Origin of the sequence: Streptomyces adelaidensis, assembly GCF_016598475.1 — a bacterium.
In the GTDB taxonomy this organism is placed as follows: domain Bacteria; phylum Actinomycetota; class Actinomycetes; order Streptomycetales; family Streptomycetaceae; genus Streptomyces; species Streptomyces adelaidensis.
In genome coordinates, this window is record NZ_JAEMUX010000077.1 from 17,342 (window position 1) to 39,341 (window position 22,000).

Consider the following 22,000-nt stretch of genomic DNA (forward strand, 5'->3'; position numbering starts at 1 on the left):
AGGCCGAGCACGACAGCGCCGCCGCGTCCGCCGACGCCGTGCGCGCACGGCCGCGTCCGCAGGCTCAGGGCCGCGGCCCCGCACTCACGCGTCCCGCTTCCCGAGCCGGCTCGTCGACGTCACCGGCGCCCCCGCATCCGTGTTCACATCCGCCTCGGTATCCGGCGTGAACCACGGCAAGGTCCGGACCGGGCCGGAGGCCGGCCCGGGGTCCTGTCCGGAGGCCATGCCGGAGTCCTGTCCGGAAGCCATGCCGGAGTCCTGTCCGGAAGCCATGCCGGGGTCCGGGCCGGAAGCCATGCCGGGGTCCGGGCCGGAGGCCGTGGCGGAGGTCACTCCGGAGGCCGTGGCGGAGGTCACTCCGGAGGTCACTCCGGAGGTCACTCCGGAGGCCGGCCCGGAGGTCGGCCCGGAGGTCGGCCCGGAGGTCGGCCCGGAGGTCGGCCCGGAGGTCGTGTCGCCGTCCACCCCCGAGGTAGTACGAGGAGGCGTCCGCCGCGCGGCATGCGCGGCCGTCGGTGCGCGTGCGGCCGTGAGGCGGAGGGCGGCTTGCGGGAGGCGGGGCTTTCGGGCGGGGCGCCGTTCGGACGGCGGCTTGCGGCCGGGACGGGATCGGTCCACCAGGGCCATTCCGATGCGGAACAGCGCGGCCGGTACGACGGCGCAGAGCATCAGCCAGAAGAGGGTGACGCCCCAGGGGCGGCCCACGCTCCAGGGCTGTTCGGCGAGGATCTTGCCGCCGTACTTGAGGGAGACGGTGTAGTCACCGTGTGCCCCGGCCGCGAGTTCGACGGGCAGGGTGATGCGGGCCTCGCGGCCCGGCCGGATCGTGCCGTTCCACCGCTGTTCCTCCCAGCGTGGCGTGAACACGCCGTGGGAGGTGCCGACCTGGAAGACGGGGTCCTCGACCGGGGAGGTGCCGACGTTGCCGACGGTGAAGACCAGTTCGCGGGTGGGCGGTGCCCCGAACCAGATCAACAAGCCACTTGAGCCCTTCAGCCGACTGCCCGTCAGAAGCGACAGGCGTCCGCCCGCCGTCTCTTGGGGCAACGGCTCCACCGAGTGCCCGGCGACCTGGAAGACCGCGTCGGCCTCGGCCTTCGGGCCCGTGATGGCGGTGACGTGCACGACACACGGGCACGGCACCGGCGGCTCGGCCACCGGCAACTCGCGGGTGAAGCCGCCCTTGTCGTCGGCGGTCGCCGCCCGCCCGTCGGCGTTGGCACAGGAGTCCGTGCCGCCGGGCACCCCCCGCGACGGCTCGGACTGACCGCAGATGAGGACCATCACGATCGCCTTCGGCCGCCAGCCACCGCCGGTCACGGTGACCGAACCACCGGTACCCGCCTGCGCCTTGGACAGCTTCACCGTCGGCTTGTCCGCGGCGGCCTGGGCGAACCCGGACCCGGACCCGCCCGCGAACGGCGACCCGAACACCGCCACGAGCGCGAGCACGAACCCCGACAACCCCACCCTCGACGTCGAGATTCGCCGCCTTTCGACCACCTCACCGCTCCCGTCATCTCACCGGCCCCGGTACCGGCCACCAGTCACCAGTCACCAGTCACCAGTCACCGGCCACCGATCACCGGTCACCGGCCCGACAGCCCCTCAGCGACGTACCGTCTGATTCCTGCGAGTCACCCACAGCACACCCGCGGCCCCCGCGAGCAGCACCGTGCCGCCGAGTGTGCCGAGGGCGACCGCCGAGTCCAGGGGCCCGGTCTGCGGAAGCTCGCCACCCGATCCACCCGTGTCCGACCCACCGGTGTCCGACCCACCGGTGTCCGAGCCGCCACCCGAGCTGTCACCCGTACCGCCCGTGGCGCTTCCACCCGTTGCGCTTCCGTCCGCGGCCGTGACGTCGAGGGTCAGGGACGGTCCGGGATCGTTCCCCGGCGTGCACGTCGTCACCGTGCCGAGGGCCTTGATGGTGAGCACGCCCGCCGTGAAGTCGACCTTGCCGGTCTTCTTCGGGGTGTACGTGCCGCTCAAGTCATTGATCTTGATGGGCGTGTTGGCCGGAATCGCCTCCTCGTTGGCCTGCCCGGTCACCGTGAGCGTCCCGCTGTCGGCCCCGCCCAACTCGATCGTGGCACTGGGGCTCACCGCGCCCTTGCCCAGTTCGACCGGGCTGGACGACACGCCCTTCTGCCACGACATGGTGATCTTGTAGCCGTCGCCGCTCTCGACACCCTTGATGTCGATGGGCGACACCGCCGACTTGTCCCCGATCGGCGTCTTGCAGTTGTACTCGACGTCCACGACCTCGGCATGGGCCGCCGGGGCGGCCATCAGCACCGCCGAGCCGGCCAGGGCCGCGAGGGTCGCGAGCGCGGCGGTTCGCTTCTGGTACGTCCGGTACGACACCTCGGCACCCCACATTCTGACGGAACATCAGATCGGCCGCTCAAGGTACGCCGGGGCTCTTGGAGAAGGAAGACACACGTAAGTGTCGGATGTGTGTCGATGGCCCACGCCCAACCATGACCGCCAACCATGACCGCCGGCATGACCGCCGGACATGACCGCCGGGCGCGGGCTCACAGCGCCTGCGGCCGCCACCCCGCACATCCCCCACAACGCCTAGGCCGGCGCCCCCAACTCGGCCCAGACGGTCTTCCCGGCGGCCCCGGCGGTCCGTACGACTCCCCAGTCGAGGCAGAGCCGCTGCACGATGAACATCCCGTGCCCACCCGGCCGTCCCGCCCGGTGCGGTGTCCGCGGCGCCGGATTCCCCGCGCCCCGGTCGGACACCTCGATCCGCAGCACCTTGTTGTCGCAGCCGATCCACAGCTCCGCCGGGCCCTCCGCATGGAGACACGCGTTGGTTACCAGCTCGGACACGACCAGCAGCACATCCTCGGCCGCCGCCCGCTGATCGGCGGTCGCCGCGGGCAGCCACCCCCACGCGTACAGCGCCTGGCGGGCGAAGTCACGGGCGAGCGGCACCACACCGCTCTCGCCGTCGAAGCTCAGCCGGCGGGACTGGCGGCCGGCGGCGGGCGCCGCGGGCGGGTCCTCTCCGCGCGCCCCGGAAGCGCCGCCGACACCCGGTTCCGGGCCGCGGTCGCCCGGCGAGAAAGGCCGGGTGGTGCTCATCAGCGCTTCACCTCACCGATTCACCAGTTCACGATTCAGGACTCATCAAGGTGCGGGACGAAGACCCGCCGCACGTGTCGCTCCGTGCTCTCATCCGTAGTGTCATCCGTACTTCCGTCGTACCGCCAACGCCAACGCCAACCCACCGCCGACACGTTCAGGAAGTCTCCTGCCCGAGCGAACCGTCAGAACACCCACGTTTTCGGCACAGAACCTGTGACGGGGACAACCGGCCGGTCGGAGTGGGTCGTCGGAGGTACGGCGCCGAGCGCGGGGCGGCCGGTCCGGCAGGCCGGACGGCACCTCGCGGCCTAGTCGGCCAGCGCCGCCTCAAGTGTGTCGTGGACGGTGAAAACCGCCTCCGCCCCGGTGATCTCGAAGACCCGCGCCACCGCCGGGAGCATCCCCGCCAGATGGACCCCGCCGCCTGCGGCCTCCGCCCTCAGCCGGACGCCCAGCAGGACGTTGAGCCCGGTGGAGTCGCAGAATTCCAGCCGCGAACAGTCCACTACCAGGCGGGCGAACCCTTTGTCCAGGCAGCCTTCGAGTGGCTCACGCAACAGATCGGCGGTGTGGTGATCGAGCTCACCCGCCGGGGCCACGACGGCGCTGGAACCTTCTTCCCGCACCTCGACCCGTAGTCGGCCCGACTGCGCGCTGCCGACCGTGCCACGGTCCATGCCGTCTCTCTCCCGACCGTCGTGACTGCTGACTCGCCCTCGAACACTACGCCTTCTCCACACTCTCCGACACCTGAACAATCGCCCACAAAAGGACATTTCGCCACAGCACGCACTTGCGACGACGTCGGGAAACCGGGTAGGGCTAGTAGAGACAGAAATCGACACGGCCGGCTTTGGAGGCGCCGCACACCGCAGTGCACGTATTGGCATCGGCGGCCATATGCCGAGAACGATGGAGGACATCATGTCACCCCGGCTCGACGAATCGCATACCCAGAGGGCGACGTCGACACCCCCTCCGGAAGAGACCCTGGACGGCCTCGCCCACGATCCGGGCGACGTGCTCGCCGGCCTTCCGGAGATCCCCCCTTACGACGAAGTGGGGCCGGTGGACGCACGGGCCCTGTCCAAGACGCTCTTCGAGCGGCTGGAGTCCCTCGAAGAAGGCACGTTCGAGTACTCGTACGTGCGTAACACCCTGGTCGAACTCAACCTGGCCCTGGTCAAGTTCGCCGCCTCCCGTTTCCGGTCGCGCAGCGAACCGATGGAGGACATCATCCAGGTCGGCACGATCGGCCTGATCAAGGCGATCGACCGTTTCGAACTGAGCCGGGGCGTCGAGTTCCCCACCTTCGCGATGCCGACGATCGTCGGCGAGATCAAGCGTTTCTTCCGCGACACGAGCTGGTCCGTGCGGGTGCCGCGCAGACTTCAGGAACTCCGGCTCGACCTGGCCAAGGCCGGTGACGAACTGGCCCAGCAGCTCGATCGCGCTCCTACGGTGGGAGAGCTGGCGGAGCGCCTCGGGCTGACGAACGACGAGGTCGTCGAGGGCATGGCGGCGTCGAACGCGTACACCGCCTCGTCACTGGACGCCCAGCCCGAGGAGGACGACTCCGAGGGTGCGCTGGCGGACCGGATCGGCTATGAGGACCACGGGCTCGAAGGCATCGAGTACGTCGAGTCCCTGAAGCCGCTGATCGCCGGACTCCCGTCGCGCGACCGGAAGATCCTCTCCTTGCGGTTCGTCGCCAACATGACGCAGTCCGAGATCGGGGACGAACTGGGCATCTCCCAGATGCATGTCTCCCGGCTGCTGTCCCGCACGCTGGTGAGGCTGCGCAAGGGGCTGACACTCGACGAGTGAGTGCGGACCGCGCGGACCGGTGATGACCCGACTCGGCCGGGTACGGAGGGAGTTGCGAGACTCCTCACGTACCCGGCCGAGCTGTCCCGCTCTCGACCTCTATGCGCTAGGTAGCTTTACCTATCCTGCCGGAAACGCCTTTCCTCACAGGTTCGCTTCCTTCACTATGGTCCCGCCAGGCTGTTCGGTACGTCAGAAAACCGGCGGGCGGCCACGGGGGGCGAGGAGGCACGAGGATGGCTCGGGCTCGGGACGAGCGCCCCGACGACGACACCAGCGGCGACGAGACCGGCGGCACCGGCACCGGTGGCAGTGACATCCGTGGCGACGGCATCCGTGGCAGCGGCGTCCGTGGCGACGGCCAGGACATCGGCACCTCGGGTACGCGCCCGGGCGACCCGTCCGACTACCGGACCGCCGACGCGTCCGACGCGCGGCTCACCGCACTGCTACGCGCCGACACGAACGCCGCGTACCCGGCACTGCGCGAACTACGCGAACGCCACCACCCGGCGGTCCTCGCCTACGCCCGGCTGTGCGCCGCGAGCGAGTCCGCGGCGCGGCAGCTGGCGGCGGAGGCGTTCACCGTCGCGACCCGGGAGACGGCGCGCGGCACGGAGACGCCTGTCCCCTGGCGCCACCACCTGCTCCTGCTGACCGCCCGCGCGGCCGCCGCCTGGACCGGTGACGAACACGCGGCCGGCCTCGACCCCGCCCTGCTCGTCGCGCTGAACACGGCGGGCCCCGAGGGCCTGGTGGCGCCCCTGCTCGCGGCGTTCGAATCCCTGCCGGCCCGCGACCAGGGCCTCATCTGGTACGGCGTGGTGGAGCGCGAACCCGACGACCGTACGGCCCTGCTCCTCGGCCTGACCCGCGACGACGTGACGTACAAGCAGGCCGCGGCGCTGCACACCCTGCGCCGGTCCTGCCTCGCGGTCCGCCTCGCGGCCTCCGGGGACCCGCGCTGCCAGGACTTCCGCCGGCTGATCGAGGAGTCCGTACGCCCGGACAACCCCCGCCACAGCACGGATCTCCAGTCCCACATGGCGCACTGCGCGCACTGCACCGGCGCGTACGAGGAACTCCGCGCCCTGCGTGACAACCCGCGCGCGACGCTCGCGGAGTGGCTGCTGCCGTGGGGCGGTACGGCGTACGTGCGCGGGGAGACGGGCGGGCGGGGCGGAGCGCGCGGCGGCGTGCGGGGCAGCGTAGGGCCGGGCGCGCGGGTGCAGGCGGGGGCTTGGGAGGCGTTCTCGGAGCCGGAGTTCGGGGCGGGAGCCGGTGCCGGGGCCGATACTCGGGGCGGGGCCCCGGCGGCCGGGCGGGCGCCGAGGCCCCGGCTGCTGGTGCTGACCTCGGTGGTTCTGGGGGTGGCGCTGGTGCCGCTGGTGGCGCTGCTGGTGTTCAGGGGCGGCTCGTCGTCGCCTGAGTCGCCGGACGCGGCGGGTGCCGCCGCCACGCCCTCGGGCCCGCCGTCGGCCACGTCCTCGGCGACGGTCCCGTCGAGCCCGGCGCCGTCCCCGACGGCTTCGAGCACCGAGAGACCCTCGAAGCCCGAGAAGCCGACGAAGAAACCCACGAAGAGCCCGAGCCCGAGCCCGACTCCGTCGAAGTCGGTCCTCCCGACGACGCCCTCGCTGCCGAACGGGCCGCCGCTGAACGGTGGCTACCACCAGGTGGTGAACGTCGCCTCGGGTCTGTGCCTGGACATCCGGGGTGAGCTGGCGAACGGCACCGACGTCGTCACGGCCATCTGCTCCTCGCGCGACACCCAGCGCTGGCGCGTCGACGCCGACGGGGACGCCCTCCAGTCGTTCGCCGACCCCGACCTGTGCCTAGACAGCCGCGGGGCGACCGACGACGGTGTGGGCGTCCGGGAGTGCGACGCGCTCGACGGCGACAACGGCGAGAACCTGCGGTTCACCTTCGACTCCGAGGGCGCCATCCACCCGCGGATCGCCCCGGACCACGCGGTGACACCGGATGCCCACGGCTCCGTCGGCTTCACCGAGACAACGGGGCGCGCGGGGCAGCGGTGGCGGGCGGGCGCCGGGCCGGTGCGCACCTGAGGACCGCTCAGAGCACGCGTACGCCCCTGCGCCACACCCCCGTGACCAGGGGAACTCCCGGCCGGTAGGCGAGGTGGACGTGGCTGGGCGCGTCCAGCAGCGTCAAGTCGGCGTACGCGCCCGGCGTGAGGCGGCCGATGTCGTCGCGGCGCAGCGCCCGCGCGCCCCCCGCCGTGGCCGACCAGACCGCCTCGTCCGGGGTCATCCCCATGTCCCGCACGGCGAGGGCGATACAGAACGGGACGGACGAGGTGTAGGACGAGCCCGGGTTGCAGTCCGTGGAGAGGGCGACGGTGGCGCCCGCGTCGAGGAGGCGGCGGGCGTCCGGCCACTCGGCGCGGGTGGAGAACTCGGCGCCGGGCAGCAGCGTGGCGACCGTACCGCTGTGGGCGAGGGCGTCCACGTCGGCGTCGGTGAGGTGGGTGCAGTGGTCCGCGCTGGCCGCGTCCAGTTCGACCGCGAGCTGGACGCCCGGCCCGTACGACAGCTGGTTGGCGTGGACGCGCGGGTGCAGGCCCTTCGCCTTGCCGGCCGTGAGGATCGCACGCGCCTGGTCGCCGTCGAAGGCGCCCCGCTCGCAGAAGACGTCGACCCAACGGGCGTACGGGGCACAGGCGTCGAGCATCTCGCCGGTGACGAGGTCGACGTACGCGGCGGGATCGTCGGCGTAGTCGGGGGAGACGATGTGCGCGCCGAGGTAGGTGACCTCGTCGGTGTGGGCGGCGGCGATGCGCAGGGCGCGCGCCTCGTCCTCGACGGTCAGGCCGTAGCCGGACTTCGTCTCGAAGGTGGTGGTGCCCTGCCGGAGGGCCTCGCGGAGGTGCCGGGTGAGGTTCGCCTCCAGTTCTTCGTCGGTCGCGGCGCGGGTGGCGGCGACCGTCGTACGGATGCCGCCCGCGCTGTAGGCCCGGCCGGACATCCGGGCGTTGAACTCGGCGGTCCGGTCGCCCGCGAAGACGAGGTGGGAGTGGGAGTCGACGAAGCCGGGGAGCACCGCCCGGCCACCGGCGTCGACCCGATTGTCAGTGGCGGGTGCTTTGCTTTGATCACCGGTCCACGCGATGCGTTCACCGTCGATGACGACGGCCGCGTCCTGGATCAGTCCGAGGGGGGATCCGTCGCCGAGGGAGGGGTCGTTGGTGACCAGGGCAGCGATGTTGGTGATGAGCGTGCTGGCGGTGCTCGCGGAGTCGGCGGGGCTGACGGTCGTCGGGCTGCTCATGGCGTCCTTGGTTGCCTGGTCGGCGGTGGGGTCGGGGGACAAGGGGGGCGGGGTCATCCGCGCAGTGCTGCGACGGCGTCCGCGAGGGCTCTCGGCACATCCGATACGAGCGCGTGCGCCCCGTCCCGTACGACGTGCCGGCCACCCACGACCGTATGCGACACGTCCGCTGCCGACGCGGCGAATACCGCGGTCTCCGCGCCCAGTCGTGGAAGCGGCCCTGCGGTCCTGACCGAGTCGAGCGCGATCGTCGTGAAGTCGGCGAGCGCGCCCGCCTCCAGGGCGCCGGCGTCGTCCCAACCGAGCGCCGCGTGGCCGTCGGCCGAGGCCGCCCGCAGGAGGGCCGCCGCCGTCCAGTGACCGCGGGTACGGGTGCGCAGGCGCTCGTTCAGCTCCATCGCGCGCGCCTCTTCGAGCAGGTCGATGACGGCGTGGCTGTCGGAGCCGAGGGAGAGCGGGGAGCCCGCCTTCTGCAGGGCGACGGCCGGTCCGATGCCGTCCGCGAGGTCCCGTTCCGTCGTCGGGCACATGCAGGTGCCGGTGCCGGTGCCGCCGATCAGGGCGATGTCCTCGTCGGTGAGGTGGGTGCTGTGGACGCCGGTCGTCCGGGGCCCCAGCACACCGTGTTCGGCGAGGAGTCGGGTGGGCGTGCACCCGTGTGCCTCGCGGCAGGCGTCGTTCTCCGCCGTCTGCTCCGACAGGTGTACATGCAGCGGGGCCCGCCGCTCCCCGGCCCACCGCGCCACGGTCGCCAACTGCCCGGCCGGCACGGCCCGTACGGAGTGGACGGCGGCACCGATCCGCGCGTGATCCCGGTCCTTGAGAACTGAACAGCGTTCCGCCCAGGCCTCCGCCGTGCCGTCGGAGAAGCGGAGCTGATGGCGGTCGGGCGCCCTTCCGAATCCGGCGGAGAGGTAGGCCGTGTCGAGAAGCGTGATCCGGATGCCCGCCTCGGCGGCGGCCTCGACGAGCGCCTCGCCCATGGCGTTGGGATCGGCGTAGGCGGTGCCGCCGGGGGCGTGGTGCACGTAGTGGAACTCGCCGACGGCGGTGATGCCGGCGAGGGCCATCTCGGCGTACACGGCCCGTGCGAGGGCGTGGTACGTGTCCGGGGTCAGCCGGTCCGCGACCCGGTACATGACCTCGCGCCAGGTCCAGAAAGTGCCCGAGCCGACCTGGACCGTGCCGCGCAGGGCCCGGTGGAAGGCGTGCGAGTGGGCGTTGGCGAGGCCGGGCAGAGTGAGGCCGCGCAGGGTCACGGCGCCCGGGGGCGGGGTGGGCGTCTCGGTGCGTACGGCGGTGATGCGGCCGTCGGGGCCGGTTCCGCCGCCGGACACGGTCAGGGTCACGCCCGGCTCGACGTTCGTGCCGAGCCAGGCGTGTTCGAGCCAGTAGGTCGTCTCCGTCACCTGCGGGCCAGCCCTTCCAGTACGTCGGCGAGCGCGGTCACCCCGGCCAGGCAGTCGTCCTCTGCGGCGTGCTCGGCCGGGGAGTGCGAGACGCCGGTGGGGTTGCGCACGAACAGCATGGCGGTCGGGACGCTCCCGGAGAGGATCCCGGCGTCGTGTCCGGCCCCGGTCCCGAGCACCGGCACCTTCAGATCGGCGGTGTCCCGGCCCAGGATGCGGGCGATCTCGTCCCGCAGGGCGTGCTCGAACTCGACGACGGGGGTGAAGGACTCCCGGACGACGGCGAGTTCGATGCCCTGCTCCCGCGCGTGGTCACGGGCCGCGTCCTCGATCGCGCCGACGACCGTGTCCAGCGTCTCCTGGTCCTCGGCCCGCGAGTCGAGCCAGCCGCGCACCAGGGACGGGATGGCGTTCACGCCGTTCGGCTCGACCGAGATCTTGCCGAACGTGGCCACGGCGCCGGCGAGCCGCGCCTCGCGCCGGGCCGCGAGCACGGTCTCCGCGTACGACAGCATGGGGTCACGGCGGTCGACTAGGCGGGTCGTCCCGGCGTGGTTCGCCTCGCCCCGGAAGTCGAACCGCCACCGCCCGTGCGGCCAGATGGCGCTGGCGATCCCGACGGCGTCCCCGGACAGGTCCAGCGCCCGGCCCTGCTCCACGTGCAGTTCGACGAAGGCCCCGATCCGCGAGAGCCGCTCCGGGTCGGGCCCGATGCCCTCCGGGTCGTGTCCGGCGGCCTCCATCGCCTGCGGGAGGGTGATGCCGTCCCCGTCGGTCAGCCGCCCCGCCTGTTCGACGGTGAGCTGCCCGGCCGCCAGCCGGGAGCCCACACAGGCCAGCCCGAACCGCGCCCCCTCCTCGTCACCGAAGTTGACGATGGCGAGCGGCTTGTCGAACCGGGCGCCCCTGGCCCGCAGTTCGTCGAGCGCGGCGAAGGAGGACACGACGCCGAGGGGGCCGTCGAACGCGCCGCCGTCGGGAACGGAGTCGAGGTGCGAGCCGGTGACCACCGCGTCCCCGGCGGCGGGATCGCCGAGCCAGGCCCACTGGTTCCCGTTCCGGTCGACCTCGTACGTCAGTCCGCGGCTCCGGGCCTGCGCCTCGAACCAGTCACGGCACTCGGCGTCGGCCCCGGTCCACGCGAACCGCCGGTACCCGCCCGACTCGGTGTGCCGCCCGATGGGCCGCAGCTCCCGCCACATCTCGTGGAAGGAGGCGCCGCCGGTGACGGGGGGCGGGGGTGGCACGGGCCGGGTCACGCGTCCTCACCCTCGCGGCCCTCGCGCATGGGCACCCGTACGCCCCGCTCGTCGGCGACGGACTCCGCGATGTCGTACCCGGCGTCGACGTGCCGGATGACGCCCATGCCGGGGTCGTTGGTCAGCACCCGGCGGACCTTCTCCCCGGCCAGCTCGGTGCCGTCCGCCACGGTGACCTGACCGGCGTGGATGGACCGGCCCATGCCCACGCCGCCGCCGTGGTGGAGGGAGACCCAGGAGGCGCCCGAAGCCACGTTGACCATCGCGTTGAGGATCGGCCAGTCGGCGATCGCGTCGGAGCCGTCGAGCATGGCCTCGGTCTCGCGGTAGGGGGAGGCGACGGAGCCGGAGTCGAGGTGGTCGCGCCCGATGACGAGCGGCGCGGCCAGCTCACCGGAGGCCACCATGTCGTTGAACCGCTCGCCGGCCCTGTCCCGCTCGCCGTAGCCGAGCCAGCAGATGCGGGCCGGGAGTCCCTGGAAGTGCACCCGCTCGCCGGCCATCTTGATCCAGCGGTGGAGGGACTCGTTCTCCGGGAAGAGGTCGAGGATCGCCTTGTCGGTCTTGGCGATGTCGGAGGCCTCGCCGGACAGGGCGGCCCAGCGGAAGGGGCCCTTGCCCTCGCAGAACAGGGGGCGGATGTAGGCGGGGACGAAGCCGGGGAAGGCGAACGCCCGGTCGTATCCGGCGAGTCGGGCCTCGCCGCGGATCGAGTTGCCGTAGTCGAAGACCTCGGCGCCGGCGTCCATGAAGCCGACCATGGCCTCGACGTGCCGGGCCATGGACTCGCGGGCGCGGGTGGTGAAGCCCGCCGGGTCCTTGGCGGCGGCGTCGGCCATGTCCTCGAAGGCGATCCCGGTCGGCAGGTACGCCAGCGGGTCGTGGGCGGAGGTCTGGTCGGTGACGATGTCGACGGGGGCGCTCTCGGCGAGCATCCGCGGGAGCAGTTCGGCGGCGTTGCCGAGCAGGCCGATGGAGAGGGGGCGGCGGGCGTCGCGGGCCTCGACGGCGAGCTGGAGGGCGTGCTCCAGGGAGTCGGCCCGCACGTCGAGGTAGCGGTGTTCGATGCGGCGCTCGATGGCGCGGGGGTCGACGTCGATACAGATCGCGACGCCGTCGTTCATGGTCACGGCGAGGGGCTGGGCGCCGCCCATGCCGCCGAGGCCGGCGGTGAGGGTGATCGTTCCGGCGAGGGTGCCGTCGAACTTCTTGGCGGCGACGGCGGCGAAGGTCTCGTAGGTGCCCTGGAGGATGCCCTGGGTGCCGATGTAGATCCAGGAGCCGGCGGTCATCTGGCCGTACATGGTCAGCCCGAGCTGTTCGAGCCTGCGGAACTCCTCCCAGTTGGCCCAGTCGCCGACGAGGTTGGAGTTGGCGATGAGGACGCGGGGCGCCCACTCGTGGGTCTGCATGACGCCGACGGGGCGGCCGGACTGGACGAGCATGGTCTCGTCCTGCTTGAGGGTCCGCAGCGTGCGGACCATGGCGTCGAAGGAGCGCCAGTCGCGGGCGGCCTTGCCCGTGCCGCCGTAGACGACGAGCTTGTCGGGGTGCTCGGCGACCTCGGGGTCGAGGTTGTTCTGGAGCATGCGCAGGGCGGCTTCCTGCTGCCAGCCCAGGGCGCTGAGCTCCGTACCGCGCGATGCTCGGACAGGGCGGGGTCCTGACACGGTGACCTCCTCGCTATACAGCAACTATTCACATCCTGGCTGGATGAATAGAACTAGTCAATATGGTCGTACGGCCAGCGACGGCGTGCCGTGGGTGTTTGGCTGGACACACTGGCCGTATGGGTTCGGACATCGAGGCGACAACGGGGGACCGGATGGGAGACGTGACGAACGGGACCGGTGGGGAGAGGCCCGCCGCCCGGCCGGAGGGGGCGGACGGGGACCGCGCCCGCGGGCGGGACGGGGCGCGAGGGGAGCACACCCACGGACAGGACGAGGGGGACACCGAGCGCACGCTCCGGTTGTTCGACACCGACGCCGAGCGGGCCGCCCGGCGGGACGAGGCCGTACGCGCGGCCGTGGAGCAGGGGCTGCTCGGCACCGGCACCCCGATCGTCGCGCTGCTGGACGTCACCGGGATCCGCGCCTCGGCGGGGGCGCTGCGGAGGGCGTTCGACGCGGTGACGGCGCCCGGCACGCCTGTGCTGCACGCGTTCGCGGTGAAGGCGACACCGCTGGTGCCCGTGCTGCGGCTGCTGCGCGAGGCGGGCATCGGCGCGGAGGTGGCGAGCGCCGGGGAGCTGGCCCTGGCGCGCGCGGCCGGGGTGTCGCCGAGGCAGACAGTGCTCGACTCCCCCGCCAAGACCCCGGCGGAGCTGCGGGAGGCGCTGGCGCTGGGCATCGCGGTCAACGCGGACAATCCGCAGGAGCTGGACCGCATCGACGCACTCGTACGCTCGGCCACCACCCGCTCCCCCCTCGGCATCCGGGTGAATCCGCAGGTCGGTGGTGGTTCGATCGACGCGCTGTCCACCGCGACGGCCACCTCGAAGTTCGGGGTGGCGCTACGGGACGAGGGCGCCCGGGAGTGGGTCGTACGGGCGTATCTGGACCGGCCCTGGCTGAGCCGGCTGCACGCGCACACCGGGTCGCAGGGCATGCCGCTCTCCCTGATGACCCGGGGCATCAGCGAGACGTACGAGCTGGCGGAGGAGATCAACCGACGGATCGGGCGGCGGCAGATCGACACGATCGACATCGGCGGCGGGCTGCCGGTGAACTTCTCGTCGGAGGCGGCGACACCGACGTACGCGCAGTACTCGCGGCTGCTCGCGGAGGCGGTGCCGGGGCTGTTCGGCGGGCGGTACGGGCTGGTCACCGAGTTCGGGCGGTCGCTGCTCGCGAAGCACGGGACGGTCGTGGCGCGGGTGGAGTACACGAAGAGTACGGGCGGCCGGGCCGTCGCGGTCACGCACGCGGGGGTGCAGGTGGCGACCCGGACGGTGTACGCGCCGGGGTCGTGGCCGCTGCGGATCACCGCGTACGACGGGAAGGGCCGGGCGAAGGTGGGACCGCCGGTGGTGCAGGACGTGGCGGGGCCTGCCTGTTTCGCGGGGGACCTGCTGGCGGAGGGGCGGGCGCTGCCTCTGCTGGAGCCGGGCGACTATGCGGCCGCGCTGGACACCGGGGCGTATTACTTCGCGCACCACTACGCGTACAACTCGCTTCCTCGGCCCGGGATCTACGGCTATGCGCCGCCGGGCGAGGGGGAGGTGGGGATGCGGTTCGCCCTGGTGCGGCGGGCGCAGACCTCGGAGGAGATCGTGGCCGAGGCGGGGGGAGGGGAGCGGTCGGGGCTTCTGGGGCTCTGAAAGCCGCCCAATAGCCTGGTGGGGACTGGCGTACGGCGGCCGCGGGTTGGCTGTGGCTGGTCGCGCAGTTCCCCGCGCCCCTGAAAAGCACGGGGCGCCCGGCGGTTTTGTGCGCTCCCGTCTGCACGCCCTGCACGACCCCCGGAAGGGTTGACGGTCGGCGCCCTGTCCACGCCCGGCCATGCGGGCCGCCCGCGTACCCCCACTTCAGCGCATCGGTGTGCCTTCCGGGCCCCAACAGCGGTGAAAACCAGGCAAGTTGACCTACCTTAGTCGCCCGGCCGCATGTTCCGCTGGAAAATGCCAGATCCCTCACCCCTCGCGCACACGTTGCGTAGCGTCTGCGTCACTCAGCCGAACCGCAGGCAGGAGGGGGAGCCACGGTGCCCGGAATCGACGAGTGTCTGGTGGAGGCCATGAGACTGCCCGGTGCCTTGGGCGCCGCGGTGGTCGACTGGACCAGCGGACTGGCCCTGGGCACGGTCGGGGAGGCACCCGGCGGTGACCACGAGACGACCGCGGCGGAGGCGGCGGAACTGGCGCGGCTCGCGGCGGAGCACCGGGCGTTCGCACCGGAGGAGGGTTCGGACTGGTCCGGGACGGATCTTCCCGTCGAGGACTTGATCGTCAGCAACCGCGACACGTACCACGTGCTGCGGTTCGTGCGGACGACGTTCGACAGCAGTGTGTTCCTGCACCTGTGGCTGGCCCGTTCGGACGGCAATCTCGCGCTGGCCCGGATCCGGCTCGGCGAGATGGCGGGACGGCTGGTGCTGGCATGAGCGTGACCACCACACCCGCACCCCCGCTGCCCGTGCGCGGCGAGCACATACGGGACGCCGTCTCGCCGCTGCTGAGCCGACTCGCCGCCGAGCGGGCCACCGGCGTACTGCTGCGCGAGTTCGGTTCGCTGTATCTGTCCGACGGCGAGGTGGTGCACGCCGAGAGCCCCCGGTCCCCGGGCCTCGACGTGCTCCTCACCACCGGCGGCGTCCTGGACACCGACGGCTGGCGGGAGGCGGTCGACACGGCCGGGGCCGGGCTGCGGGTCGGGCGGTTCCTCGTGGACAGCGGCCGCGTCGCCAGGGGCGCGCTGGAGCTGTGCCACGCGGGGGCGCTGTTCGACGCGGCGTACTTCGTCCTCGGCCCGGGCGGCGCGCCGGCCAGCTTCCGTTACGGGGCGGCGCACTGGCTGGGTCCGATCCGGCCGGTGCCGGTGGCCACCGTGGAGCGCGAGGCGCGGCGCCGCCGGGACCTCCTGCACCGCATCTGGCCCGACCCGACGACGGACGAGGCCCCGCTGATCAGGGCGGCCGGCCTGAACGTCCCACCGGTCCCGGCCCGCCAGGGGGCCGTACTCGGCCAGGTCAACGGCTTCCGCACGGCCGCCGAGATCTCCCTCGCCCTGGGCCGCCCAGCCTTCCACACCCTGGTGGACGTCCGCCGGCTGGCGGCGGCAGGCCTCATATCGACCATCAGAACGCACCCCGCCAAGACCAACACCACCACCGGCCCCAGCCCCAGCCCCAGCCCCAGCCCCAGCCCCAGCCCCAGCGCAGAAACGCGGGGCGTACCCGTACCCGCGTCCGTTCCCATCGGGGAGTCGCCGCTGACCGTCAACGACCCCGACATCGCTCTACTGCAAAGGCTCAGGGATGCGCTGGAGGCCCTTTGAGCGGCAGCGGGAGCGTCCCGCCGAGAGGAGACTGCTCATGGCCGCGGAGGCCGAAGTCCTCGACGAACTGCACCGGTTGAGGGCCCGTGTACCCCAGTTGACCGGCGCGCTCGCAGCCAGCGTGGACGGGCTCGTCCTCGCCCACGACACCCCCGGCGTCGAACCGGACGGCCTGGCGGCGCTCACCGCGGCCGCGCTGGGCGTCGCCGTACGGATGGCGGACGCCGCCGGCCGGGGCGAACTCCGCGAGCTGTTGCTGCGCGGCGACCACGGCTACGTCGCGACGTACGCGGCGGGCTCCTCCGCCGTGCTGACGCTGCTGGCGCAGGACCGGGTCAATGTGGGCCGGCTGCATCTGGAGGGCCGGCGCGCCGGCAACCGCATCGGCGAACTGATGGACGCCCAGCCCCACCCGGAACCCCAGGTCACGACCAAGGCGCTCACCAGGGGCCCGGCCCGGTCGGTGGCCAAGACCGCGGCCAGGACCACGACCACCACCCCGGCCACATCCACCACCACGCCCCCGGCTGCGGCCCCGGTTGCGGCCCCGGTTGCGGCCCCGGCCCAGACACCGGCCCAGACACCGGTCAAGGCCACCGTCAGGTCCACCCCGCCCCGGCGGACCCCGCGGGCCCCGGCCCCCCGCACCACCCCCAGAACCACTCCCAACGCACATACCGCCACAGAGAATTGAGAGGACACCGCACACCATGGCCAACACCGAGACCGCGTTGAAAGAGGCCCTCGCGTCCATCGAGGGCGCGACCGGCGCCGCCCTGGTCGACTACACCAGCGGCATGGCACTGGGCACGATCGGCGGCAGCAAGGGGTTCGACCTCACCGTCGCCGCCGCCGGCAACACCGATGTCGTACGCGCCAAGCTGCGCACCATGGAACACCTCGGCCTCAAGGGCGAGATCGAGGACATCCTGATCACCCTGTCCGACGCCTACCACCTGCTCCGGCTGATCACCGGCCGCGGCGGCAACGGGCTCTTCCTCTATCTGGTCCTCGACTCCAAGCGGGCGAACCTGGCCATGGCCAGGCACCAGCTGAAGAGGATCGAGGCGGAGCTGGAGGTCTAGCCGCTCCCCGCGAGCCCGAACGCACGGCGGCGCACCCCACCTGGGGAGCGCCGCCCGGCGCGTTTCCCTCCCCCACCCCTCAGTTACCGTGTCCGCCCTGAACAAGAAGGAGACGGAGAGGGTGGCTGTGGGAAGAGCGGTACGGGGGACGGCGTCGGCGCAGGTGGCCCTGCTGGCGCAGGTGGCCCTGCTCGTCGGGGTGCTGGCGGGGTGCTCGGAGGACTCCACGGAGAAGTCGTCGGCGAGCGCGGGCGGTTCGGCGACGGCGTCGGCGGAGGGGTCGGAGGCCGCTGTCGAGAGCGGTGGCAGTGTCGGCGCGGCCGGTTCCGCCTGCGAACTCCCGGTCACCTTCGACACGGCCGAGAAGTGGCAGCCGGAGGGCATCGAGACCGAGGCGCCGGGCGGCGGGAGCGGTTCCGACGAGGACGACCTCGCCGCGGAGCTGGCCGAGGGGCTGCTCCACCAGGGCCCGTTCACCGCCGCGTGCGAGATCGACGCCAAGCCCGCCGGGAACATCGGCTTCATCCGCGTGTGGACCGGCGAGGCGGGTGCGAAGGAAGGGGACGCGGAGGCGCTGCTCAAGGAGTTCGTGGCGGCCGAGGGCGGCACGAGCAAGGCGAAGTACAGCGCGTTCTCCTCGGACTCCGACGTCTCCGGCACGGAGGTCGAGTACCTCTACACCAGTGAGGCCCTGGACGAGACTAAGAAGGAGCGGGCCTTCATCGCCGTCACCCCGGACGGCCCCGTCGTCGTACATCTCGGCGGCTTGGACACCCAGGAACACGAGGAGATGCTCCCGGCGTACGAGCTCGCCAGGCGGACCCTGCGCATGCCCTGAGTCCGGGTCAACATCGCGGTCCTCGTCCTGCGCCGCGACCCCGTCGACCACGCCCACTTCCGGACACCGACGGCGCTGCCGGTCCTCGGCGCCCTGACGGCCCTGACCCTGGCCGGCCCCCTCGCCGACCGCCCGGCCGAGGTCTACATCCGCGCGGGTGTCCTCCTGGCCATCGGCATCGCGCTCTGGGCGGTGAACAAGGTGATCCTCCGGACGCGCGGCGAATAGCCCTCCGGGGACGGGAGCAGGGGCAGGGGCGGAGGCGGGGACGTGGCGGACAGCTTCGCGGGGGGGGGCACGGCGGACAGCTACGGGGCGCGGCGGACAACCCGTTCACGCCCCCACGCCCCACCCGCCGCGCACGCCCTGCCTACGGCCTCTACGACCCCGTACGCCCCCTACGCCCGCCGCCCGCCCCCGGGCCCCGCATCCCCCGCGCCGCCCCCGGTGACCCGGTATCCGGCCACCCGCTTGCCCGTGGGCCCGCCGCCCCGACCGGAGAGCCAGTCGACGCGGGCCCAGTAGAGCTGGGCCTCGTCGCGCTCGCGGCGGCCGAGCCGGACGGCCTTGAGCCAGAGGCCCGTGCCGAGGCCGGCGAGGAGCATGCCGCCGGCGGCGGGCACCGCGAAGGAGGAGCCCAGCGCGGCCGCGAACCCGAGCAGCAGCCACCAGCGGTGGCCCCGGCGCCAGTTGCGCAGGGTCACGGCGCGGTCCTGGAGGATGTCGTGCTTGCCGGCGCGGGCCGCGCCGCGCACGAGTTCCGTGTAGCGCCCGCGCCGCACGCCCGCCACCACCACGGCCGCGACGATGAACAGCACGGCCCCGCTCAACACCCCGATCCGCCGCCCGGTCAGCCCGGACGGCAGTACGCCGACCCCCGCCGCGATCACTCCGAGCCACCACAACGGCGCGGCTCCCGCCCGCACCACGACGGCCACCCGAGCCAGCCCCTGCCCTCCGCGTGCCACGCTCCCGCCTCCCGTGAGTCAAGTCCAAGGTCATAGACAGTCGCGGGCACGGTAACCAGCGAAGGTGAAACGCGCCTGAGAATCCCGAAGATTCATGGCCTGAGCCGATGCCTGGTCGGGGGCTACTCCACGAACAACCCCCGCGCCGCGGCCTTCGCGTCGAACTCCTCCAGCCGCGCCTGGGCCTGGGGCAGGTCGTCGCACATGGCCTCCAGCAGCACACGGCCGAGAAGCATCGGCGCGCAGGCGGTGTCGAAGGCGAGGCCGGTGCCGACGGCGGCGGGCAGGAGCAGGTCGGAGACCTTGGCCACGGGTGCGAAGGCCGAGTCGGCGACCGTGACGACGAAGAGCCCGGCCGCCTTGGCGTACGCCAGGGTCTCGACGACCTCCCGCGGATGCCGGGGCAGCGCGAAGCAGAGCAGGGCGGTCGCCCCGGCCCGTACCGCCGCGTCGATGCGGTCGTGCAGCATGGTGCCGCCCTCGTGCAGCGGCCGTACATCGGGGTGGACCTTGGCGGCGAAGTACGCGAAGCCGTACGCCTGGGAGGCGGCGGCCCGCAGCCCGAGCACCGGCAGCGGCCGGGACGCGGCCAGCAGCCGCCCGGCCCGCGCCACCGGAGCGGGGTCGGCGAGCACCTCGGCCAGATGCCGCAGGTTCTCGATCTCGGCCTCGACGGCCTGCTGGTACTCGTTGTAGGCCGTGGTGTCCGGCGCCGGCTCCGTGGGCGCGACCTCGCGCAGATGCCGGCGCAGCGCCGGGTAGCCGTCGAAGCCCAGTGCCACCGCGAAACGCGTCACGGACGGCTGGCTGACCCCGGCCAACTCCGCCAGCTCCACGCTCGACAGGAACGGCACGTCGGCGGCCCGCCGCACCATGCTGTGCGCGATACGCCGCTGGGTGGGCGTCAGCCGGTGCCCCTCGAAGAGCGCCTGCAGCCGTGCGGCGGGACTGTCCGCCACACCCGCGCTCACACCCGCGCCCGCATCCGCACTGTCCGCGCTCATCACGCGCTCCCCCTCCGCAGGTCCGCCTGGACGTCCGTCCAGATCTCGGTGAACCGGTCGAGCAGTACGGCCGCCGCGTTCACGTCCCCGGTCAGCGGCCGGTCGGCCTGCTCCGCGTCGAGCGCGGCCTCCGCCAGCTCCATCGCCCGCCCGACGGGCAGCTCCGGATCCGGCCGCAGGTCCCGCTGGCGCAACGCCCGCACCGCGGCGACGAGTTCACAGCCGACGACGAGCCGGTACGCACCGCACGCCCGCAGCGTCTGCCGCGCGGCGAGCGAGGCGAAACTGGCCTGTTCCTCGACGCCCCGGGAGAGTACAGCGTGGCCGAGCGACGCGGGCGCGGAGAAGGCCCGCAGGTCACCGAGGGCGGCCCCGGCGGCGTACTCCAGGATCATCACCCCCGACGACGCGGGCTCGTGGTCGGCGAGGAAGGGCCGCAGCCGGGTGTACGCGGGCTCGTTGAGCGAGGACAGGCGGGACGTCGACAGCCGCGCCACCTGCGTCACGGCCAGCCTGAAGTGGTCCAGGGCCAGCGCGAGTTGGGCCTGGTAGAAGCCGCCGTGGTGGTAGGCCGCCATGTCCTCGGGGCAGATCAGCGGGTTCTCGGACGCCGCGTTGATCTCCACCTCCAGCACCCCCTCCAGCGCGTCCGCCGCATCCAGCGCGGGCCCGTGGATCTGCGGCACGCACCGGAAGCCGTACGGGTCCTGGATCCGCCCGAGCGGCGGCGTCGGCCGGTCGGCCGCCCCGATCAACTCCCGCATGTGCCGGGCCACTTCGCTCGACCCCCGGTGGGCGCGCGCGAGGTGCACGGGCGCCGCGTACGCCTCGTGCGAGCCGTCCACGGCGACCAGCGAGAGCGCGGCGACGACCTGGGTGGCGGCGATCAGCCCCCGCAGCTCGTGCAGCGCGAGCGCGGCCTGCCCGAGCGTGAGCGCGTTGCTGCTGATCAGGGCGAGGGCGTCGTTGTTGTCGAGCGGCTGGGCCTCGGGCACACCGGCCCCGGCCCCCACCCCGCGCCCCGGACCGGGCCCCGGCCCCGTCCCCGTCCCCCGCCACGGATGTTCGCCCGCCAGCGCCAGCCCCATCTGGGCCAGCGCCGCGATGTCCCCCGTCCCCACCGAGCCGAACTCGTTCACCACGGGGTACGCCCCGCTCCCCAGCGCCTCGCAGAGCGCGGTGACCACGGTCGGCCGGAGCCCGGCACCGCCTGCGAGCAGCTGGTTGGCGCGTACGGCGAGCATGGCCCGTACCTGCCGGGCGGGCAGCTCCTCCCCGATGGCCCCCGCATGGCTGCGCAGCAGCCGCAGGCCGTGCTCGGCGGCGGCCTCGGTGGGCACGTCCTCGCTGCGGTTGGCGCCGACGCCGGTGGAGCGGCCGTAGACACGGCCGGCCGCCGCGATGCTCCGGGCGGCGTCCCAGGACTCCTCGACCCGCCGCATCCCCTCACTGCCGGGCACGGGCCGCGCGGCCCCGTCCGCGAGCCGTACGACATCGGCGACCCCGAGCGCGTGCCCGTCGAGGACGACGAGCCCGGGCGCCGCCGACACGTCCATGATCCGAGACGACATGACCCGCAGCCTCCTCAACCTCAGGCAGACACAACATATTCAGACACCGAGAACTCTGCATGAGGTTATGCAGCCCGGGCAAGAGCGGCCGGGCAGGAGAGACCGGAACCGGCGGAAGAGACCGTCAGGAGAGACCACCGGGTGGGAAACCCGGCCCCGAGAAAGGGGGCTACCCCCAGTGCCACCCGGCCCCGGGCTCCCTACCTTGAGGAACATGACCGGAATGGATGCCCATGACGCACAGTTCGGTGACACCGAGCTGAAGAAGGAGCTCGCCGCCACCCTGCACGCCCGCCGAGAGCTGGGCGAGGACTACGAGTCCGCGCTCGTGGAGTCGTTCCTGGAGAAGGTCGACCAGCGCATCGACGGCGCGGTCGACCGCCGGGTCCGGCGTCAGGTGGCCGAGCAGCAGATGCTGGTGGCCCGCGGCACCCGCTCCCCGAAGTCCACCGACAACTGGGGCGAGCGCTACGGCTTCGGCATCGTCACCCTCGTCGTCGCCATCCCCCTCTCCGCCATCGGCGGCAGCATGGCCGATCTCGCCGGGCTCCTCGTCACCTGGGCGGGGATCGCGGGGGTGAACCTGGCGTGGGCACTGCGGACGTCACCGAACCTGGGCCGGCGCCGTGGCAAGGACACGGGCAGG

At 72.8% G+C, this 22,000-nt stretch carries 19 protein-coding genes and 2 pseudogenes; 10 read left to right on the forward strand and 11 right to left on the reverse strand.

Annotated elements, in window-relative coordinates; all coding sequences use genetic code 11:
* Positions 1–483: 483 nt before the first annotated feature.
* From I8N67_RS32280 to I8N67_RS32295, 4 genes and pseudogenes are all read right to left on the reverse strand, one after another.
* Positions 484–1,443: pseudogene (locus I8N67_RS32280) on the reverse strand (hypothetical protein); the annotation flags it as partial.
* A gap of 168 nt (positions 1,444–1,611) precedes the next feature.
* A complete protein-coding gene (locus tag I8N67_RS32285) occupies positions 1,612–2,385 on the reverse strand; it encodes an LPXTG cell wall anchor domain-containing protein (protein ID WP_200307796.1) in 774 nt (257 codons plus the stop codon).
* A gap of 201 nt (positions 2,386–2,586) precedes the next feature.
* Positions 2,587–3,102, reverse strand: coding sequence for an ATP-binding protein (locus tag I8N67_RS32290; protein ID WP_200307797.1), 516 nt, complete (start codon positions 3,100–3,102; stop codon positions 2,587–2,589).
* 311 nt (positions 3,103–3,413) lie between these two features.
* Complete coding sequence (locus I8N67_RS32295; RefSeq protein ID WP_200307798.1) at positions 3,414–3,782, reverse strand: STAS domain-containing protein; 369 nt, start codon at positions 3,780–3,782, stop codon at positions 3,414–3,416.
* Between the two features lie 235 nt (positions 3,783–4,017).
* Here I8N67_RS32295 and I8N67_RS32300 point away from each other — a divergent pair, with 235 nt between their 5' ends.
* Both I8N67_RS32300 and I8N67_RS32305 read left to right on the forward strand, forming a co-directional pair.
* The gene (locus tag I8N67_RS32300; protein ID WP_200307799.1) at positions 4,018–4,932 is read left to right on the forward strand and encodes an RNA polymerase sigma factor SigF; all 915 of its coding nucleotides are present in this window, start codon (positions 4,018–4,020) and stop codon (positions 4,930–4,932) included.
* A 236-nt stretch (positions 4,933–5,168) separates the two neighbouring features.
* The gene (locus tag I8N67_RS32305; protein WP_200307800.1) at positions 5,169–7,001 is read left to right on the forward strand and encodes an RICIN domain-containing protein; all 1,833 of its coding nucleotides are present in this window, start codon (positions 5,169–5,171) and stop codon (positions 6,999–7,001) included.
* A 7-nt stretch (positions 7,002–7,008) separates the two neighbouring features.
* On the opposite strand, the gene hutI is transcribed toward I8N67_RS32305, so the two are convergent.
* From hutI to hutU, 4 genes are read right to left on the reverse strand one after another with little or no spacing between them, the layout of a single operon-like run.
* Positions 7,009–8,280 (reverse strand): imidazolonepropionase, encoded by a 1,272-nt coding sequence (gene hutI, locus I8N67_RS32310; protein ID WP_200307801.1) that lies wholly within the window; start codon positions 8,278–8,280, stop codon positions 7,009–7,011.
* The gene (locus I8N67_RS32315) at positions 8,277–9,632 is read right to left on the reverse strand and encodes a formimidoylglutamate deiminase (protein ID WP_200307802.1); all 1,356 of its coding nucleotides are present in this window, start codon (positions 9,630–9,632) and stop codon (positions 8,277–8,279) included. The genes hutI and I8N67_RS32315 overlap by 4 nt, the downstream gene beginning before the upstream one ends.
* On the reverse strand, positions 9,629–10,834 hold the full coding sequence (locus tag I8N67_RS32320) for an allantoate amidohydrolase (protein ID WP_200307816.1): 1,206 nt from the start codon (positions 10,832–10,834) through the stop codon (positions 9,629–9,631). Before I8N67_RS32320 ends, I8N67_RS32315 begins: the two co-directional genes overlap by 4 nt.
* A 53-nt stretch (positions 10,835–10,887) precedes the next feature.
* Entirely contained in the window at positions 10,888–12,561 is a 1,674-nt protein-coding gene (hutU, locus tag I8N67_RS32325; protein WP_200307803.1) for a urocanate hydratase, read from the reverse strand.
* 155 nt (positions 12,562–12,716) lie between these two features.
* Here hutU and I8N67_RS32330 point away from each other — a divergent pair, with 155 nt between their 5' ends.
* From I8N67_RS32330 to I8N67_RS44725, 7 genes and pseudogenes are all read left to right on the forward strand, one after another.
* On the forward strand, positions 12,717–14,213 hold the full coding sequence (locus tag I8N67_RS32330) for a type III PLP-dependent enzyme domain-containing protein (protein WP_200307817.1): 1,497 nt from the start codon (positions 12,717–12,719) through the stop codon (positions 14,211–14,213).
* A 383-nt stretch (positions 14,214–14,596) separates the two neighbouring features.
* On the forward strand, positions 14,597–14,995 hold the full coding sequence (locus tag I8N67_RS32335; protein WP_200307804.1) for a hypothetical protein: 399 nt from the start codon (positions 14,597–14,599) through the stop codon (positions 14,993–14,995).
* Entirely contained in the window at positions 14,992–15,888 is an 897-nt protein-coding gene (locus tag I8N67_RS32340) for a hypothetical protein (RefSeq protein WP_200307805.1), read from the forward strand. Before I8N67_RS32335 ends, I8N67_RS32340 begins: the two co-directional genes overlap by 4 nt.
* A 37-nt stretch (positions 15,889–15,925) precedes the next feature.
* On the forward strand, positions 15,926–16,582 hold the full coding sequence (locus I8N67_RS32345) for a roadblock/LC7 domain-containing protein (RefSeq protein WP_200307806.1): 657 nt from the start codon (positions 15,926–15,928) through the stop codon (positions 16,580–16,582).
* Positions 16,583–16,598: 16 nt separating this feature from the next.
* Positions 16,599–16,973, forward strand: coding sequence for a roadblock/LC7 domain-containing protein (locus tag I8N67_RS32350; RefSeq protein WP_200307807.1), 375 nt, complete (start codon positions 16,599–16,601; stop codon positions 16,971–16,973).
* A 127-nt stretch (positions 16,974–17,100) separates the two neighbouring features.
* A complete protein-coding gene (locus tag I8N67_RS32355; protein WP_200307818.1) occupies positions 17,101–17,811 on the forward strand; it encodes a lipoprotein in 711 nt (236 codons plus the stop codon).
* A 6-nt stretch (positions 17,812–17,817) separates the two neighbouring features.
* Positions 17,818–18,039, forward strand: a pseudogene (locus I8N67_RS44725) (amino acid permease); the annotation flags it as partial.
* Between the two features lie 170 nt (positions 18,040–18,209).
* Here the strand turns inward: I8N67_RS44725 and I8N67_RS32360 are convergent.
* The 3 genes from I8N67_RS32360 to I8N67_RS32370 form a co-directional block, all read right to left on the reverse strand.
* Positions 18,210–18,779, reverse strand: coding sequence for a hypothetical protein (locus I8N67_RS32360; RefSeq protein ID WP_200307808.1), 570 nt, complete (start codon positions 18,777–18,779; stop codon positions 18,210–18,212).
* Positions 18,780–18,901: 122 nt separating this feature from the next.
* Entirely contained in the window at positions 18,902–19,783 is an 882-nt protein-coding gene (locus tag I8N67_RS32365) for a MurR/RpiR family transcriptional regulator (protein ID WP_200307809.1), read from the reverse strand.
* A complete protein-coding gene (locus I8N67_RS32370) occupies positions 19,783–21,354 on the reverse strand; it encodes an aromatic amino acid ammonia-lyase (RefSeq protein ID WP_200307810.1) in 1,572 nt (523 codons plus the stop codon). The genes I8N67_RS32365 and I8N67_RS32370 overlap by 1 nt, the downstream gene beginning before the upstream one ends.
* A gap of 223 nt (positions 21,355–21,577) precedes the next feature.
* Between I8N67_RS32370 and I8N67_RS32375 the strand changes: the two genes are divergently transcribed.
* A partial coding sequence (locus I8N67_RS32375; protein ID WP_200307819.1) for a hypothetical protein occupies positions 21,578–22,000 on the forward strand: 423 nt, incomplete at its 3' end.